Below are 18,105 nucleotides of genomic sequence, written 5' to 3' on the forward strand. Positions count from 1 at the left end.
AATATTCTATTATGGGAAAATTTTACTCTTATTTTTTCTTTTTACTCCTTCCATTTTTCGCCTCGGCTCAATTGTATATTGGTAAGAATACTACTAATTCCTATGTTTATAACAAAGGGGAAATTATCTATGTTACAGAAAACGTTCAATTAGAGGGAGCAGCAAATCTTACTGAAGGTAATTTTTATATGCGAGAGGAAGGTCAACTTATTCAAGGTGACAATGCAAGTAATAATCAAGGGGCTGGTGTATTGTCAATATATCAGGAAAACACTAGAAATGCTTGGGATTATCATATGTGGGCTTCTCCAGTCGGAGATCAAAACTTAACCCCAAATGGTAATGCAAGTTTCTATCTTGATGCTAATGGAGGAGGTGGAATTTATGAAAGAAAAAACAATCTTGAAAGTACTATTGCAAGTTTTACAAATTCCTATGACGGAGTTATATCTCCTTTAACAATATCTAACACTTGGTTATATAAATATGTAGCTACTAGTGGGTACTTAGGAGCTAATTTTGGTTGGGTGAAAATTAATAATTCTAATCCCTTAAAGGTCGGAGAAGGTTTTTCAATGAAAGGATTTGGTGCTACGACTGATTCTGGTCCAACTGGTGGTACACCTTTAGATTTTAGAGGCCGACCTAATAATGGACTCATTCAAGTAGAGGTTAAACCAGAACAGCGTACACTTGTAGGGAACCCTTACCCATCAGCAATGAATTTAAGTTTTTTCTTACTTTACAATTCTGGTCAAGATGTTAGTAATTGTTATGGCACCTATACAACTCCACCATCTACTGGCCCTTATACAATTACCGGAGAAGCCTATTTCTGGGAATCTGATTCGAATGTGCAATCACATTATTTAGCAGACTATTTAGGAGGTTATGGGACATTTACACCTGCAATGGACTGTACATCAGAAGGAATATATACAGCACCAACTTATATTATGTATAATGAAGATGGAACTGAACGTGAAGGTGGTCCATCAATAGACACAGATACTGCTGGTAATGAAATTGATAGAAGGATAAGTCCAATAGGACAAGGATTCTTTATACTGGGTAGAAAATTAACAGAAGAAGAAAGTAGTACAACTCCCTTGTTCAAAGCTTCTTTTATTAATGAATTTAGGGTTTTTGAAAAAGAGGCAGATAATACAACTTATAATCCTGTGTTCAAATCAAAAAATGAAAAAACAAAAACTAGTCTATCAGTAAATAAATCGCCAACAGATTTAAGAGCAGGAGGTTTAACGTATGATGAAAAAGGGTTTTTAGTAATGCCAAAATTCACACTTTCAACCATTGTTAATAAAAAATATGTAAGAACATTAACAGGACTGATGTATGAAAATGCAACTTTGGGTTTTGATGCTGCTGGTGATGGTAAAAATCGTTCTGCACTGAGTAGTGATATTAATTTCAAATTAGAAAACGAAACTTTTCCGTATTTAATAAATATTTTCCCATATAATTTAGAACATAGATTAGGTCTAACTGTAGAAGGAGAAAAAGAAAATAACACCTTTGCAATAAAAGTTACAGATCTCAACTTTATAACTGATGATGGGATTTGGTTACACGATAAAGTGACAGATGAATATCACGACATATTAGATAATTCTTATGAATTTACAGTACCTAAGGGTGTTTATCCAGATAGATATGAAATCACTTTTAAAGATTTTAATGCTGTTACACTAGAAGTCGTAGAAGAAGTAAAAAAATCGTTTGCCGTTTATCAAAATAATAGCAGAGCAGAATTAACAGTTTTAAATCCATTAGAAACTGAGCTTAAGGAAATATCCGTATTTGATATTACCGGTAGATTATTGGCTTCTAAGATTAATGAAGGAACCAATAATAAAGTTGTAATATCTTCTAGTAACTGGAGTGACGGAATTTATATTGTAAAAGTTATTACAAGAGATAATGTAGAATTTTCGAAAAAAGTTTCAGTTATCAATATGAAATAGTTTACAATACTCCATATATATTATATATAGCCCTGTTTTCAGGGCTATTTTATTTTAAGAATATAGTATCTGTAAATTGTAAAATATTCTATTTATATATTTTAAAAGTTGATAATTGATAAACATAAACCAAAGAGTTAATGGTATTTTTGCTCTTTAAAACAAGATTATGGCTTATAAGTTAGATAAGTATTTAAGTGACTTTTCAAAAAATATCATAGACTTTGGTATATCCCCTGTTTATGCCGAATTAGTCACGATTTTCGTAAATGCTTTTGTCTTTATACTTGTACTCACATTACTTGATAAAATCTTAAAACGCTTTATAATTGAAGTATTCAAGATCTTCAGCAATAAAACAAAGAGTTCTTTTGATGATTTCTTAATACTCACCAACTTCCCACGGTATATTGGTCATATTATTCCGTTAGTTATTTTTAAGTGGTTTTTTTTAGAATTATTAGAAGACTATCCAGAAACTACTTACTGGCTTTTAAAAGCCTTTAATACCTATGTAATTCTTTTAATTTTAAAAATTATACGTAGTCTCTTACGGACTGCACGTAATTACTTTCAAACCAAAGAACAGTATTTTGACAAGCCTTTACAAAGCTACCTACAAGTAACAATGCTCTTCTTATGGGGAATAGGAATATTCTTCTTTATTCTAGAATTGTTTGATAAAAATGCTATGAACTTTGTACTGCAGTTAGGAGCAGCTTCAGCAGTTCTCTTATTAATTTTTAAGGACACAATACTAGGATTTGTAGCCTCCATTCAGGTATCTATAAACGATATTGTGCGCATAGGCGACTGGATTACGTTTAGTAAATATGGTGCAGATGGTAATGTGACCGAGATAAACCTGGCGACAGTACGTGTTCAAAATTGGGATATGACGTATACGACTATACCCACATATAGTCTTATTTCAGATTCATTTCAGAACTGGAGGGGGATGCAAGAAAGTGGCGGTAGACGTATAAAACGGTCAGTTTATATAAAACAAAATTCAGTACGCTTTCTTACTTCCGAAGATTTAATAGAATTAAAAAAAATTCAGCTCGTAGCGCCTTATATCGAACATATGGAGCGCGAAGTAATTCGCACAAATCGTAAACACGAAGTTGATGACAGTTTGCCAATTAACGGTCTTAATCAGACTAACCTAGGTGTATTTAGAAAGTATATTGACGCATATCTATATGAAAACCCTGCAATAAATAAAGATTTATTCTTGATGGTTCGACATCTAGCTCCTACCTCTCAAGGTATACCTTTAGAAATTTTTTGCTTTAGTCACGATAAACGTTGGGAGAATTATGAGCATATCCAAGCAGATATTTTTGACCATATAATTGCCGCAGTTCGTTATTTTGATCTTGAAATATTTGAAGAACCTTCGTCTCGAGATATTACCAATTATTTAACGCATTTAAACCAGCAAATTAGGTAGGTTGCCTATCAACTAACCTATTACAAATGAGATTTAAAAATATCCTCCACATCTTTGGGGCAATTGCTATCTTACTAACCTTAATACCTCTTATTGCTGCAGATTTTTGGTGGATTCGAATCTTCGACTTTCCGCATACTCAGTTAACCATTCTAACTGCTACGGCTATTTTAGCTTACTTATTGAAATTTGATATAAAATGGCTTAAAGATTATGTCTTTATGAGCGCAATGCTTGCATGTTTTATATATCAGCTTTCAAAAATTTATCCATATACTCCCATAGCATCCTATGAAGTTCTGGATAGTGTAGAACTGGATACGTCAAAAAATATAAGTGTTTTAGTAAGCAATGTGTTGCAGGATAATAAAGAGAAAAATGATTTACTAGAAGAAGTATCTCGTACAAATCCTGATGTTTTATTGTTACTAGAAGCAGATTCAAAATGGAAAACAACTGTTGACCCGGTATTAGCTAAAAATTATCCTTACTATAAAGGTGTTGCTTTAAATAACACCTATGGAATGCTATTGTATTCAAAACTTCCGCTAATAAAGCCAGAAGTACATTATTTAATAGATGATAGTATCCCCTCTATAGACAGTAAGTTGGTCTTAAAATCCAAAGATACTATTCAGATATTTGCTATTCATCCTACTCCTCCAATGCCACAGCACAACCCAATGTCTACCGACAGGGACGCAGAAATGATGAAAACTGCATTTAAAAGTAGAGATTCAAAATTACCTGTACTAGTAATAGGTGATTTTAACGATGTTGCTTGGTCTGAAACTACGCGATTATTTAAAGCGGTAAGTGAATTACTCGATCTTCGTATAGGAAGGGGTTTATTTAATACATTTAGTGCTAAGAGTGAAATTATGAGATGGCCGCTAGATCATATATTTGTTTCTGAACACTTTAGAGTATTGAATGTAGAACGTGGACAAGATGTAAATTCTGACCACTTTCCATCTTATGCAAAACTCAACTTAGAAGTTAATGGGGCTTCAGAACAAATGCCAAATCCGCCATCAGAGGACCAATTAAAACGAGCTTTAGATATTATTCAAAAAGAAGCTAAACAAAAGGATACTAGAAAAACGCATTAATAATCAAAACACACATCACTATGTATTTACCATTACTTCAGGATGCAAAAACAATTTCTGATGTGTTTACCAACTACTATTTCAATTTTTTGGATAAGCTTCCAGGTATTGTTTGGGGAGTTTCAATCATCATTTTAGGTCTATTATTAGGTGCCTCAATTGGAAATTTTGCCCGACTGCGCATTTTTGCAAGAACCGCAGACCCATTGATGAGTAAATTTCTCGGAAAAGCTATAAAAATTACATTTTTTATAATTTCGGTAATGCTGGCGCTACAAGCTGCCGGTTTAGGTGGGATCGCAACAGGAATTTTGACAGCTGCTGGAGCAAGTGCAGTCATACTTGGATTTGCATTTAAAGATATTGGAGAAAATTTTATAGCGGGAATTATCTTAGCATTTAACAGGCCTTTTAATGTTGAAGATACTGTTGAGATAGGTAAAAATTTTGGGAAAGTGAAAGCGCTAGAATTTAGATATACTAAATTGAAAACCTTTGATGGTAAAGATGTTTATATTCCTAATAGCGATGTTTTGACTACACCGGTAACAAATTATACCGAAGATGGATTCTTCAGGTGGAGTTTTATTATCGGCATTGCCTATGAAGATAACATAGATGGTGCAAAACAAGTGATTTTAGAAACACTACGTAAAGAACCGAATGTAATTGAGGACTTAAATCACGAAAATTTTGTGATTGAAGATGAGCTTGCAACAAGTACAGTAAATCTTAAAGTTTTTTTCTGGGTTGATACTAAAGATTTTAGACGTATGGCACTAATTACAAAGGGTAACGTAGTGCGCAATATAAAAGAAGCATTAGAACAAAATGGTTATTATATGCCCGCAGATATTCAGGAAATTAAACTCTACGGAGCTGCAAAAGATTCGCCGCTGCGTATAGAAAATTCACACCTCGATACTTCAGTTTTAAAACAAAAAGATTCTCCTTCAGATTCCGATTCTAAACCAAATACCACAATATAGTTGAAACGATAAGCCCCGTAAATGCTATTAATGTAGTTAAAATAGACCAGGTTTTAAAAGTCTGTTTTTCTGTAAGACCAAGGTATTGTTTAACTAACCAAAAGCCACTGTCATTTACATGCGAGAATACAGATGCCCCAGCTGCAATGGCAATCACCAATACCGCTAATTGCATTTCACTATAATCTGAAACTCCTAAAAGCGGAGCAGTAATACCTGCTGCAGTAATCATAGCTACTGTAGACGACCCTTGCATTATGCGAACTATAGCCGCTATTATAAACCCAAAAACAACCGGAGGAAAGTAATCACTTGTCAGGGACTCGGCGATCATAAGTCCGGCACCAGTATCAATCAATATTTGTTTAAATGCACCACCAGCACCTGTTAATAAAATAATCACTCCTGCCGGATAAAGTGCCTTTGTGGAAATCGACAACAGCTCTTCTTTACTTACATTTCTACGAATGCCTAAGAAATACCAGGCAATTAAGTTAGCAAGAATTAATGCGGTAAATGGATGCCCCAACAATGCAGTTACATAAGTTAAATTTGATGGAAGATTCCAATTTTCAGCTAACGGACTACTGAGTATTGTATTTATTACAATTAATGCTATAGGAAGGAATATAATTGATAAGATAAGTCCTGTGGGCGGCAAATTTAATTGTGCTTCATCATCTTCTAATGATTCATATGGAGCATCTATATGAATTCTCTTAGAAATAAATTTTGCAAAGAAAGGACCCGCAACAGCTGCTGTAGGTATCCCGGTAATAAATCCGAATACAATAACCCAACCTAAATTAGCATTTAATATATCTGCTACGGCTATAGGCCCTGGAGTAGGTGGAATAAATGCATGTGTTACAGCCAGACCACTTAATAAAGGTAATGCGTACAGAAGAAGAGAGCGTTTCGTTTTTCGTTGAAGTGCATATATAAGCGGTATTAAAATTATAAACGCGACATCAAAAAAGACAGGTATGGCTACTAGAAATCCAGTGACCATAATTGACCAAGGAGCCTTCTTTATACCAAATTTATTGATTAAATAATGAGCAATTTGTTTCGCTCCCCCAGAATGTTCTAAAACCGCACCGAATAAAGATCCTAAGCCCACAACCGTAGCTACAAAACCTAGCGTACCTCCCATTCCCTTTGTGATTGCGTCCAAAATAATTTCTGGAGCAAGACCGCTGAAGGCTCCTACAAAAACACAAATAATGAGTAAGGCGAGAAAGGCTTGAAGCTTCAATCTTAAAATAAGAATGAGCAATAAAATTACACCGGTAATTACTGCAAATAATAACTGATAATCCATTTACGAATTAATTTTAGAACTAATTTCTTCAACAATAGCTTCAATAGTTTGATTTACAGAAACGTGAATACCATAATCTGGTATTTCTAATGTATCTAATTGAGATTGCAGTAGTTTAGAACTAAAAAAATGTCCCTTTCTATTATCTAATCGTGATTTTAGAAGCTCAAAACTGCCATCTAGAAACACCCATATAATATCTTCATGCTGTTCTAAAATTTCTCTATAAGACTCTTTCAGTGCAGAACAAGCGAGTACCACACCCTTATCTTTACTCCATTCTTGTAGTTTTTTTTCCAAATTTTGTAACCACGGCTTACGGTCATTATCATTGAGAGGACTTCCGTTTTGCATTTTTTCTACATTGGCCTGTGGGTGATAATCATCTGCATCTTCAAATGGTATATCTAGTTTTTTACTCAGTTGCATACCTATGGTTGTTTTACCAGAACCAGATACACCCGCAACTATAATTAATTTATTCATAAATCTAGAGTTGGATTATTAGAGTCATTACCCGGTATATGTAGATCAAAACCTAATCTATCATTCATTTTCTTTATAAAGTGAGTAGCAAGAAGCGGCGATTCTTCTTCAATATTTTGATGTATGAAAAAGTCTATCTTTTTTATTCCCTGAGAAATCCATAATTCTAAGCGATCAACCCAATCGTCCAATCTATCATAATCACTAGGATGATTTGCTCCTACAAATCGAATAAAAGCTTCAGAGTTTGTCATGCGCATATGCATAATGTCTCTTCTCCCCGCTGTGTCTACAAGTACATTTGCAATAGTATTATCTTCTAAAAATTTATAGAGTTTTTCTGAATGGGTTTTGTCTGAAAACCAATCTGTATGTCTAAATTCTATAGCTAATGGAACCTCAGAAGGCCATGCATCTACAAATTCAACAACACGATCCCAGTTTTTAGGCTGAAAAGAATTATGCATCTGTAAAAATATACACCCCAGTTTTTCTTTTAATAACAATGTGTGATCGAGATATTCAGGGATCAACGAGGCAGAATCGATAAGTCGTTTACTATGACTTATATTCCGAGTAATTTTAGGGAAAAAACGAAATGAATCTGGTACTTTCTCATACCACTTGTCAAATTGTTCTTTAGGAAATAATCTGTAATAAGTAGCGTTTAATTCTATGGAGTTGAACTGACTGGAATAGTATTTAAGTTCGTCTTTAGTTCCTTTGGGATAAAAATTCTTCAGATCCTGTTTATTCCATTTTGCACAACCTACATAAAGCTCAGGTTTATACGAAGTAGAATTCTTGTTTAAAACTCTCTTTGTATCCTTATGATCTGGTGGCAAGGTGAAATCAATTTTTTCCGGATCGTCTACTTTTCCAAATTGCATAATTCTATCAGTTTAGGTCTAGAGTCATTAAATTTATTTAATTGAATAGTTATATTCAGCAGAACCTGAGCCATTTTAAAATCAAGTTCATTGCACAATATATTACAATTATATTTCTAAAATAATTAGTAATAATGTAACTAATTACTCTAATTTGTGTCTTATGAACAAGCAAAAAAACTAAAGATCATATTATGAAAGTATTAAAATCATTATTTGCACTAGCTCTAATGCTAGTCGTAAGCTCAGTTTCTGCTCAAAATGCGGAAGAAATTATTGCAACGTATATAGAAAATACCGGTGGTGCAGAAGCATGGTCAAAGGTTAATGCCACAAAAATGTCTGCTACTGTAAATCAAGGTGGAATGTCTATACCAGTAACAGTTTACAATACCAAGGACGGTAAACAAGCTGTAATAATAGAATTTAATGGTCAAAAAATTACCCAAATGGCCTACGACGGTACTCATTTATGGACAACAAATTTTATGTCTATGAAGCCCGAAAAATCTTCTGAAGAAATGACACAGAATATGGCTTTGAATAAAAATGACTTTCCTTCTCCACTTCTAAATTATAAAGAAAATGGCTACGAGGTAGAATATGTAGGCACTGAAACTAAAGAAGGAGCTGAAACCTATAAAGTTAAAATCACTCAAGAACCCATAATGGCTAATGGTGTAGAATCACCTAGTATTAGCTATTATTACTTTGATACTGAAAATTTTGTACCTATCGTTATTGAAACTACTCAAATGGGACAAAATGTAAATATTGTTATGAGCGACTATCAAGAAGTAGATGGTTTGTACTTTCCATTTGCAATGAGTCAAGCCGGTCAACCTTTTGAAATGAGTGAAATCATTGTTAACCCTGAAGTTGATGATGCACTATTTGCATATCCAGGTGAATAATTAATACTACAAAATCCCGATAAGGGAATTCACAAAAGGATGTCAATTTTATACTCGACATCCTTTTTTTATTTTAAACTAATACTGAAATTATGAATAAAATTTTACTCACGACTTGTGCTTTATTTTGTTGTATTTCAAACTACGCACAAGAGAATACAATAGACGGGAAAGAACTCTTCGGAGATATGCGAGCTAGACATATTGGTCCCGCAATTATGAGCGGCCGTTTTATAGATCTGGAGGCTCATCCTACAAATAACAGGATTTTATTTGGAGGTGCCGCAGGTGGTGGTGTGTGGAAAACTATAAATGGCGGTGCAACTTTTGATCCGGTATTTGATGAGCACGCGCAAAGTATAGGTGCGATTAAAATAGATCCTACAGATCCTGATAAAACGGTTTGGGTAGGTACAGGGGAAATTTGGACACGTAATTCGGTGAGTATAGGTGATGGTCTTTATAAGTCTACCGATGGCGGTAATAGCTGGAAAAAGAAAGGCTTTGAAAAATCGGAACGTATTAGTGCAATTGTCATAAATCCGCAGAATAATAAAGAAATGTATGTAGCGGTTATGGGTGCGCTTTGGGGAGATAGCGAAGACCGTGGTATTTATAAAAGTAATGATGGTGGAGAAACCTGGGAAAATATTTTATATACCGATAAATCTACAGGCGCCGCCGAATTAATTATTGATCCCGTTAATCCAAATATTTTATACGCTTCAATGTGGAAATTCCGCAGAACTCCATGGGGTTTTGAATCTGGAGGAGACACCAGCGCTATTTATAAAAGTACAGATTCTGGAAAATCCTGGTCTAAGATTCATAATGGATTTCCGAATGGAAAATTGGGACGTATTGCACTAGCAATTGCACCTTCAAAACCAGAGATACTTTATGCAGCAGTTGAAACAGAATCTGCTAAAACAAATGGTCTTTATAAAAGTGAAGACTCCGGTTCTAGCTGGACACAGCTTAATAATGATTTCGGTCTTACTGTTAGACCATTCTATTTTGCAAGACTTGTAGTCGACCCTAAAAATCCAGATATTCTTGTTAAAGGTGGACTGTATGGTTCAATATCTCGAGATGGCGGTAAAACCTTTCAAGATTTAGGTGCACAACACTCAGATATACATGATGTTGTTTTTGATCTTGAAGATAGCAACAGATTATACACAGCAACAGATGGTGGTATTTATAGAAGCTGGGATGCCGGCACACATTTTGAAATTGTAGAAAATATACCAGTATCTCAATTTTATCACGTTTCAGTAGATGATGCGACTCCGTACAATATATATGGTGGTCTTCAGGATAACCAATCTTGGTATGGTCCCTCTTCATCTCCTGGAGGTGTCGAAGCTCGTGACTGGAATCTTATAGGTGCTGGTGATGGTTTCAGAGTACTTAAACACGCCTCAAAACCTATTATATATTCAGAAATGCAAGGCGCTCAATACGTATGGCGTTATAATACAGTGCTTAATCAATCTAAAAATGTTGCTCCTCCGGCAGAAAATGATGAGAAATTAAGATTTAATTGGAATGCTCCAATGGCTTTGAGTATTCATGCAGAGGATCGATTTTATATGGGTAGCCAATATTTACACAAGTCTGAAGATATGGGTGATACCTGGACTAAAATATCACCAGATTTAACTACCAATGATCCTAAAAAACAAGATTTAGAATCGGGAGGTTTGTCAGCAGACAAGTCTGGTGCAGAAACGCACACTACTATTTTTACAATTGCTGAATCCCCGCTTGATGAAAAAGTAATTTGGGTTGGAACAGATGATGGTAACGTACAAATAACAAAAGACGGTGGTAAATCCTGGAAAAATGTGGTTAAAAACATTCCTGATTTACCGGAATTTACTTGGGTATATCATATAGAAGCTAGTGCGCACAATCCGGGTACAGCCTATGTTGTTTTTGATGGTCACGCTACCGGAGATATGAATACATATGTTTACAAAACCATAGATTTTGGAGCAAACTGGGTTTCTATTGCAACCGAAAATATCAAAGGATTTGCTCGTAATATTCAAGAAGATTATGAACAGCCAGATTTATTATTTTTAGGAACAGAGTTTGGGTTATTTATTACCACAAATGGTGGAAAGCAATGGTCACACTTTACAAATAATCTTCCAGAAGTTGCTGTTCACTATATTGAATTGCACATTAGAACTTCAGATTTAGTTTTAGGAACCCACGGAAGAGGAATAATTATAGTAGATGATATTTCCCCATTGAGACAGATTAACGACTCTATATTAAATAAAGACCTTCATTTTTTTGAAACCAATGCCGGAATTATTGATGAGTCAAGTGGTTTTGGTTCTACAAGTAGAGAAACAGAATTTGTGGGTGCTAATCCCAGCAGCCTTGCAAAAATCATGTATTACATGAAGAAGCGCCATACATTTGGTAAAATGAGTATGCAGATTTTAGATTTAGAAGGTAACATTATAGCCGAACCTGTTCCCGGAAAGTCAAAGGGTCTAAATATTGTTTCGTGGGATTATTATAGAAAGGCCCCCAAAGTTGCAGTCGGAAAAATACCTTCTTTCGTTGTTGCCCCTAAAGCTGATGCAGGTTCCTATAAAGTAATTATCACTAAAGGAAAAGATACTTATGAGCATATGATCACAATTAAAAATGATCCTAAGTCTACAATTAGTGAGAAGGATCGCGCTCAGAATAAAGCATTAACGATGCAATTATTTAACAGTATTGAAGATCTCGCATATTTGGGGTATCGTATCGATGCAACTATTGATTTTCTAAAGGATGATACTTCTAAAGATGCTGTAAAATTTAAAGAGGAATTATCGAATCTAAAATCAAAACTGGTTATTACAACAGGAGATCGATATGTTCAAGAGGCTGAACCGGAATTGAGAGAAAAGTTAAGCGAACTTTATAATGAAGTTGCAGGATCTTTTGATAAACCTGCTCCGGTGAGATATGCAAATGCAGCAACTTACCAGGATCAAATTAATAATAATTGGAAAGTTTACAACGCTATTGAAAAAAAATATTTACCAAAGCTAAATCAGGAGTTGATTAAAGCGAATAAACAGGAACTAACTTTAGACTCAAAGGAACAATTTTTAGCGAAATAGTTTACATTACAGTTTCGTTTTAAAAAGCAGGATTTAAAACCTTAAATCCTGCTTTTTCTATTTAAGAAAAACTGATTTTTTGGAATTACGCTATGTTTTGATTAAATTATAGGTGAATTTTTTAAAAATAGATTATGAATTCTTCAAAATCCTATAAAAGAAATCCAGTCCTTATAAAACAAATACGGGCCGCAAGTATAGTCTGGCTGATAGGAATAATACTAATTATCTGGTCATTTTCAGATTTTACATCTTTAAAACAATTAGTTCAAATTAAATATATCCCAATTTATATTATTTCCTTATTATCAGCTGCAGGCTTAGGATGGTTTTATTATTCGTATTGGCAAAAAAATATATCTGCTTAATTTTTATCCTCAAGTAGTGGTACAAACCGAAATTCCCCGTATTCTTTCTTTTCAAATTCGGTTTCACTTTTGCGTATTATACGTGTCATGGTTTGTACTTCATCACCCACAGGAATAATGAGCTTACCTCCTATTTTTAGTTGGGCTAACAAAGGTTTTGGAATAAATGGAGCTCCTGCCGTAACAATAATACCATCAAATGGTGCAAATTCTGGCATACCTAAGTAGCCATCTCCAAATGTTAAGCGTTTGGGTCGGTAGCCTAACTTCGTTAAAAAATTTTTAGTTTTTCTAAAAAGCTCTTGTTGGCGCTCAATACTATAGACTTTTGCACCTACCTCACAAAGAACTGCAGTTTGATATCCACTACCTGTACCTATCTCAAGTATAACTGCTCCTTTCTTTATTTCTAATAATTCAGTTTGAAAAGCAACCGTAAAAGGTTGAGATATGGTCTGATCTGCCGCTATAGGAAAAGCCTTATCTTGATAAGCATGATCTTCAAAACTACTATCCATAAAGAAGTGTCTGGGTATTTTACGTACCGCATCGAGAACCTCTTTATTTGTAATTCCTTTCTTTTCAAGAATCTGAGCAAGTAAACGTCTTTTGCCCTGATGACGCGTAGTATCTTTCATACCGTAAAATTAGAAAAACTACTAGCTGCTACCCTAGAAAAACCTGTTCAACTTTTCAACAAAGAGCTTTATATAAATTATGATTTAGAAAGTCTATTTTTGTGTAAAACAAATAAAATTATGCTCAAAGCCGGCGTACTAGGTGCAGGTCACTTAGGAAAAATACATTTAAAACTTTTACAACAATCTGACGCCTATGAATTAGTAGGTTTTTATGATGATTCTGATGCTGTAGCAGAGGCTGTAGCTAACGAATTTGGATACAAACGTTTTCCGTCAATAGCAGCTCTTATAGATGCTTGTGATATGATAGACGTAGTTACTCCTACCACGCACCATTTTGATTGTGCAAAACAAGTTATTAAAGCCGGTAAACATTTATTTATAGAAAAACCTATTACCCAAACGGTAGAACAGGCGATAGCTATACGAGAACTTGCTAAGAAACACGGCGTACGTGGGCAGGTAGGTCAAGTAGAACGCTTTAATCCGGCATTTAGTGCTGTTAAAGATATGATAGACAATCCTATGTTTATTGAAGCGCATCGTCTAGCCGAATTTAATCCACGAGGAACAGATGTTCCTGTAGTTTTGGATCTTATGATACACGATATTGATGCGGTATTAAGTGTGGTAAAAAGCAATGTAAAAAAGGTATCTGCATCTGGGGTTTCAGTTATTAGCGATACTCCAGACATTGCCAACGCACGTATCGAATTTGAAAATGGATGTGTGGCTAATTTGACGGCGAGTCGTATCTCTATGAAAAAGATGAGAAAAGCTCGATTTTTTCAGAAAGATGCTTATATCTCGGTTGACTTTTTAGAGAAGAAATGTGAAATCGTACGTATGAAAGATGCTCCCGAAAAAGCAGACGACTTTGCGATGATTTTACAAAATGCTGAAGGCATAAAAAAACAAATATATTTTGATAATCCTGAAGTCTTAGATAATAATGCAATATTAGATGAGTTAGAAGCTTTTGCTGTATCTATAGAACAAAACACCACTCCGGTTGTTAGTTTAGCACAGGGTACTGAAGCTTTGCGAATCGCAATGAAAATCATTGCAGATCTTTAATTTTAGCTCAAAATAGCTTCCTTTACTATGCTTGCCATTTTAAAAAAAGAATTTCATTCATTTTTTGCATCACCTGTTGGTTATCTGGTTATCGCTTTATTTCTAATTTTGAACTGGCTATTTCTGTGGGTTTTTGATAATGATTTTAATCAATTTAACTACGGTTTTGCAGATCTTACACCATTTTTTCAGCTGGCGCCCTGGATTATGATTTTTTTAATTCCGGCAGTAACAATGCGCAGTTTTAGCGATGAGTTAAGATTGGGTACGTTAGAACTTTTAATTACCCAACCCATAACAACTTTTCAACTGGTATTGGGTAAGTTTTTCGGTGCATTTCTGTTATTGGTAATTGCCCTAATACCTACATTAATCTACGTTTATGCCATTGACCAACTCGGGAATCCACAGGGCAATTTTGACTCAGGAATTCTCATTGGTTCCTACTTAGGTCTTCTTTTTTTAGCTTTAGCGTATACTGCTATTGGAGTTTTTGCTTCCACCCTATCTGAAAATCAAATTGTAGCATTTATAATAGCGGTATTTCTATGCTTTCTATTTTATTATGGATTTGATGGACTAGCAGATGTGGTTTCGATTGATTTTTTAAGAAAACTGAGTTTACAGAGACATTTTGAAAGTATTAGCCGAGGTGTCTTGGATAGTAGAGATCTTATTTACTTTATAAGTATTGCTGTTGTGTTTGTTTTTGCAACAAAATTTAAACTAGATTATAAGAGATAATATGAAGACTTACTCAAAATATCTTGTTTTAATTGTAATCCTAATTGCGACACTTGCATTATCAGAAGTATATCATTTTAGAGCAGATCTTACAGCAGACAAACGCTACACGCTCTCTGAATCTTCAACCGAAATAATTGCTAAAGCTACAGAGCCTTTAATCATTGATGTTTTTTTAGAGGGAAACGTTCCAGACGCATTTAATAAATTACAATCTGAAACAAAACAGTTACTAGAAGAATACGCTTCTAAAAACTCAAATATAAAATTTGCATTTGTCGATCCCGTTCCAAAAGGTGCAGAAGTTGAATCTATTGCACAGGATTTTAATAATCGCGGTATGCGACCGGAGCAAGTTCAATTACACAATAATGGAAAAGTAACACAAGAATATATATTTCCTTGGGCAATCGCTTCTTATAAAGGAAAAACGGTACCTATTCCACTACTTAAAAAAACATTAGGAGCTAGCCCAGACGAACTCGTTAATCGTTCTGTTCAAAATTTAGAATATGCTTTTTCTGATGGTCTTTTTAAACTTTTAAATCCAAAAAGTAAACGCATTGCAGTTCTTAAAGGTAATGGTGAACTGGATGATAAATACATTGCAGATTTTTTCAAAACGTTGAGAGAAAGTTATTTTATTGCGCCGTTTCCCTTAGACTCTGTGAATGGGAATCCTACAAAAGTTATGCAGGCTCTAAATAGCTTTGATCTTATAGTTGCAGCAAAACCTACCCAATCATTTACAGATATTGAGAAATTTGCACTTGATCAATATACTATGAATGGTGGCAAATCTATTTATTTAATAGATGAAGTAGCTATGGATACAGATAGTTTATACGCTAATGATGGAATGGCTCTAGCAACTACGCGCATGTTAAATCTAAATGATTTTCTATTCAAATATGGGGTACGTATAAATCCAGTACTAGTTGAAGATTTATATGCTGCTCCCCTAGTGGTTGCAAGTGGTGAGTCTAGCAACTCACAATATACGCAGCTACCTTGGTTCTTCTATCCTTTAATTACTACAGCAGAAAATCATCCTATCAATACCAATATAGATAATCCTATCTTTTTGCGATATGCAAATCAAATAGATATTCTAGAAAATGAGGTTAGTAAAACAATCCTTCTTAAAAGTTCTGTACTTACAAAGCTTAATGGTGTTCCTCTACCCATAACTCTAGAAAGTATAACTACAGAACCCAGTCCAGAACGTTATGCTGCTGGTGAGCAAAATATAGCTGTTCTGCTTGAAGGTTACTTTAAATCTGCATTCGAAAACCGAATAATTCCTATAGAGAACTCAAGTAATTTTCTTGAAAAGTCTAAAAAAGGAGCTGCGGTGGTAGTAATTGCAGACGGCGATTTAATACGTAATGATCTCGATAAAAACGGCCGACCACTTGAGTTAGGTTTTGATAAATTCACATTTAAAGAATATGGTAATAAAGAATTTCTAATGAATACTGTGAATTATCTTTTAGACGATAATGGTCTTATTAACATCCGTAGTAAAAGTGTTCTACTTCCTGCATTAGATATTGAGAAGACGACAAATAATAGAACCACTTGGCAAACCCTAATTCTACTCACTTCATTAGGGTTTTTATTTATTTTTGGAGCGCTATATATCTATCTTAGACGACGTGCTTTTCGTTAACAGATGTTAATAAGTTTGTTTCGACAAAAAAAGCTATTACAATATCTTTGTTAGGCTGAAATTTCAGTTGAATAAAGAAAATTACAATCAATCTTATTCTGGTTCAAATTAGGAACCAAACCTTATAAATAGCACTTTCTTATGAAATTTATTGTATCAAGTTCTTATCTTTTAAAACAACTACAAGTTTTAGGTGGGGTAATTAACAACAGTAATACGCTTCCAATATTAGATAACTTTCTTTTTGAGTTAGAAGATAACGTACTTAAAGTTTCTGCTTCAGATCTTGAAACTACAATGATTGCAGTTCTGGATGTAGAATCTGAAGATACCGGAAACATCGCTGTGCCTGCACGCCTTTTATTAGATACGTTAAAGACATTCCCAGAGCAACCCCTAACTTTTGTTGTTGGTGATAATCACACAATTGAAATTAGCTCAAATCACGGTAAATATGCTTTAGCATTTGCATCTGGAGAGGAGTTTCCTAATGCAGTTGAACTTGATGACCCAAGTAAAGTTACCATCCCGGCTGCAGTATTAGCTACCGCTGTAAGTAATACAATTTTCGCTACAGGAAATGACGATTTGCGACCGGTAATGAGCGGTGTATTTTTTCAATTTGATACTGAAGGATTAACGTTTGTGGCTACAGATGCACACAAACTTGTAAAATATGGCCGTACTGATGTAAAAGCAACTCAAACGGCAGAATTTATAATGCCGAAGAAACCTCTTAATTTATTGAAAGGGATTTTAGCGTCAAGTGATGATGATATCACAGTAGAATATAATGATTCTAATGCTAAATTTAGTTTTGATAATGTTCAATTACTTTGCCGTCTAATTGATGGAAAATATCCAAATTACGAGGCTGTAATTCCTAAAGAAAACCCGAATAAACTGATTATAGATCGTAACCAATTTTTAAATTCGGTACGTCGTGTTTCTATCTTCTCAAATAAAACAACCCATCAAATAAGACTTAAAATTGCTGGTGCAGAATTAAATATTTCTGCAGAAGATATAGATTATAGCAATAAAGCTGAAGAACGTTTAACTTGTGATTATCAAGGAGATGATATGCAGATAGGTTTTAATAGTCGCTTTCTTGTAGAAATGCTTAATAATCTCAATGCTAATGACGTATCTCTTGAGATGTCTCTTCCTAACCGTGCCGGAATTTTAACTCCTGTAGATGGCTTAGATGAGGGTGAGAAAGTAACTATGCTCGTAATGCCAGTAATGCTAAATAATTAGAAAGATAAGTAAGTACCTTTCATTACCTGAAAAAGCCCCGTTGTAGTATC

The 18,105-nt window shown here is 34.4% G+C and carries 14 protein-coding genes; 10 read left to right on the plus strand and 4 right to left on the minus strand.

What is annotated here, in order from left to right; translation table 11 throughout:
* Positions 1–11: 11 nt before the first annotated feature.
* From DSM00_RS05715 to DSM00_RS05730, 4 genes are all read left to right on the plus strand, one after another.
* On the plus strand, positions 12–1,985 hold the full coding sequence (locus DSM00_RS05715; protein ID WP_128757066.1) for a T9SS sorting signal type C domain-containing protein: 1,974 nt from the start codon (positions 12–14) through the stop codon (positions 1,983–1,985).
* 169 nt (positions 1,986–2,154) lie between these two features.
* Complete coding sequence (locus DSM00_RS05720) at positions 2,155–3,441, plus strand: mechanosensitive ion channel family protein (RefSeq protein ID WP_128757067.1); 1,287 nt, start codon at positions 2,155–2,157, stop codon at positions 3,439–3,441.
* Positions 3,442–3,467: 26 nt separating this feature from the next.
* Positions 3,468–4,553 (plus strand): endonuclease/exonuclease/phosphatase family protein, encoded by a 1,086-nt coding sequence (locus DSM00_RS05725; RefSeq protein WP_128757068.1) that lies wholly within the window; start codon positions 3,468–3,470, stop codon positions 4,551–4,553.
* A 20-nt stretch (positions 4,554–4,573) separates the two neighbouring features.
* A complete protein-coding gene (locus DSM00_RS05730) occupies positions 4,574–5,542 on the plus strand; it encodes a mechanosensitive ion channel family protein (RefSeq protein ID WP_128757069.1) in 969 nt (322 codons plus the stop codon).
* On the opposite strand, the gene DSM00_RS05735 is transcribed toward DSM00_RS05730, so the two are convergent.
* From DSM00_RS05735 to DSM00_RS05745, 3 genes are read right to left on the minus strand one after another with little or no spacing between them, the layout of a single operon-like run.
* Complete coding sequence (locus DSM00_RS05735) at positions 5,520–6,866, minus strand: GntP family permease (RefSeq protein ID WP_128757070.1); 1,347 nt, start codon at positions 6,864–6,866, stop codon at positions 5,520–5,522. The two genes, DSM00_RS05730 and DSM00_RS05735, sit on opposite strands and share 23 nt — an antisense overlap.
* The gene (locus DSM00_RS05740; protein ID WP_128757071.1) at positions 6,867–7,352 is read right to left on the minus strand and encodes a gluconokinase; all 486 of its coding nucleotides are present in this window, start codon (positions 7,350–7,352) and stop codon (positions 6,867–6,869) included.
* Positions 7,349–8,242: a DUF72 domain-containing protein gene (locus DSM00_RS05745; RefSeq protein WP_128757072.1), complete on the minus strand. Its 894-nt coding sequence runs from the start codon at positions 8,240–8,242 to the stop codon at positions 7,349–7,351. The genes DSM00_RS05740 and DSM00_RS05745 overlap by 4 nt, the downstream gene beginning before the upstream one ends.
* A 194-nt stretch (positions 8,243–8,436) precedes the next feature.
* On the opposite strand from DSM00_RS05745, the gene DSM00_RS05750 reads away from it, so the two are divergent.
* Entirely contained in the window at positions 8,437–9,156 is a 720-nt protein-coding gene (locus DSM00_RS05750; protein ID WP_128757073.1) for a LolA-like protein, read from the plus strand.
* Between the two features lie 92 nt (positions 9,157–9,248).
* On the plus strand, positions 9,249–12,293 hold the full coding sequence (locus DSM00_RS05755) for a WD40/YVTN/BNR-like repeat-containing protein (RefSeq protein ID WP_128757074.1): 3,045 nt from the start codon (positions 9,249–9,251) through the stop codon (positions 12,291–12,293).
* Positions 12,294–12,657: 364 nt separating this feature from the next.
* On the opposite strand, the gene DSM00_RS05760 is transcribed toward DSM00_RS05755, so the two are convergent.
* Positions 12,658–13,299 carry a protein-L-isoaspartate(D-aspartate) O-methyltransferase gene (locus tag DSM00_RS05760; protein WP_128757075.1) on the minus strand — a complete coding sequence of 214 codons (642 nt, stop codon included), beginning with the start codon at positions 13,297–13,299 and terminating at the stop codon, positions 12,658–12,660.
* Positions 13,300–13,419: 120 nt separating this feature from the next.
* Between DSM00_RS05760 and DSM00_RS05765 the strand changes: the two genes are divergently transcribed.
* The 4 genes from DSM00_RS05765 (at position 13,420) to dnaN (ending at position 18,055) form a co-directional block, all read left to right on the plus strand.
* Positions 13,420–14,379 carry a Gfo/Idh/MocA family oxidoreductase gene (locus DSM00_RS05765; protein WP_128757391.1) on the plus strand — a complete coding sequence of 320 codons (960 nt, stop codon included), beginning with the start codon at positions 13,420–13,422 and terminating at the stop codon, positions 14,377–14,379.
* A 27-nt stretch (positions 14,380–14,406) separates the two neighbouring features.
* Entirely contained in the window at positions 14,407–15,123 is a 717-nt protein-coding gene (gene gldF, locus DSM00_RS05770) for a gliding motility-associated ABC transporter permease subunit GldF (RefSeq protein WP_128757076.1), read from the plus strand.
* A gap of 1 nt (position 15,124) precedes the next feature.
* Positions 15,125–16,795, plus strand: a complete 1,671-nt coding sequence (gene gldG / locus DSM00_RS05775) for a gliding motility-associated ABC transporter substrate-binding protein GldG (protein ID WP_128757077.1) — start codon at positions 15,125–15,127, stop codon at positions 16,793–16,795.
* 141 nt (positions 16,796–16,936) lie between these two features.
* The gene (gene dnaN, locus DSM00_RS05780; RefSeq protein ID WP_128757078.1) at positions 16,937–18,055 is read left to right on the plus strand and encodes a DNA polymerase III subunit beta; all 1,119 of its coding nucleotides are present in this window, start codon (positions 16,937–16,939) and stop codon (positions 18,053–18,055) included.
* Positions 18,056–18,105: the final 50 nt, after the last annotated feature.

Source organism: Leeuwenhoekiella aequorea (genome assembly GCF_004104375.1).
Lineage (GTDB): Bacteria > Bacteroidota > Bacteroidia > Flavobacteriales > Flavobacteriaceae > Leeuwenhoekiella > Leeuwenhoekiella aequorea.

Excerpts from the sequence above, each read along its gene's own strand:
- DSM00_RS05720 (WP_128757067.1), top strand. The coding sequence starts at position 2,155 with ATGGCTTATAAGTTAGATAAGTATTTAAGTGACTTTTCAAAAAATATC.
- dnaN (WP_128757078.1), top strand. The coding sequence starts at position 16,937 with ATGAAATTTATTGTATCAAGTTCTTATCTTTTAAAACAACTACAAGTT.
- gldF (WP_128757076.1), top strand. The coding sequence starts at position 14,407 with ATGCTTGCCATTTTAAAAAAAGAATTTCATTCATTTTTTGCATCACCT.
- DSM00_RS05715 (WP_128757066.1), top strand. The coding sequence starts at position 12 with ATGGGAAAATTTTACTCTTATTTTTTCTTTTTACTCCTTCCATTTTTC.
- DSM00_RS05735 (WP_128757070.1), bottom strand. The coding sequence starts at position 6,866 with ATGGATTATCAGTTATTATTTGCAGTAATTACCGGTGTAATTTTATTG.
- DSM00_RS05760 (WP_128757075.1), bottom strand. The coding sequence starts at position 13,299 with ATGAAAGATACTACGCGTCATCAGGGCAAAAGACGTTTACTTGCTCAG.
- DSM00_RS05755 (WP_128757074.1), top strand. The coding sequence starts at position 9,249 with ATGAATAAAATTTTACTCACGACTTGTGCTTTATTTTGTTGTATTTCA.
- DSM00_RS05730 (WP_128757069.1), top strand. The coding sequence starts at position 4,574 with ATGTATTTACCATTACTTCAGGATGCAAAAACAATTTCTGATGTGTTT.
- DSM00_RS05725 (WP_128757068.1), top strand. The coding sequence starts at position 3,468 with ATGAGATTTAAAAATATCCTCCACATCTTTGGGGCAATTGCTATCTTA.
- DSM00_RS05745 (WP_128757072.1), bottom strand. The coding sequence starts at position 8,242 with ATGCAATTTGGAAAAGTAGACGATCCGGAAAAAATTGATTTCACCTTG.
- DSM00_RS05750 (WP_128757073.1), top strand. The coding sequence starts at position 8,437 with ATGAAAGTATTAAAATCATTATTTGCACTAGCTCTAATGCTAGTCGTA.
- gldG (WP_128757077.1), top strand. The coding sequence starts at position 15,125 with ATGAAGACTTACTCAAAATATCTTGTTTTAATTGTAATCCTAATTGCG.
- DSM00_RS05740 (WP_128757071.1), bottom strand. The coding sequence starts at position 7,352 with ATGAATAAATTAATTATAGTTGCGGGTGTATCTGGTTCTGGTAAAACA.
- DSM00_RS05765 (WP_128757391.1), top strand. The coding sequence starts at position 13,420 with ATGCTCAAAGCCGGCGTACTAGGTGCAGGTCACTTAGGAAAAATACAT.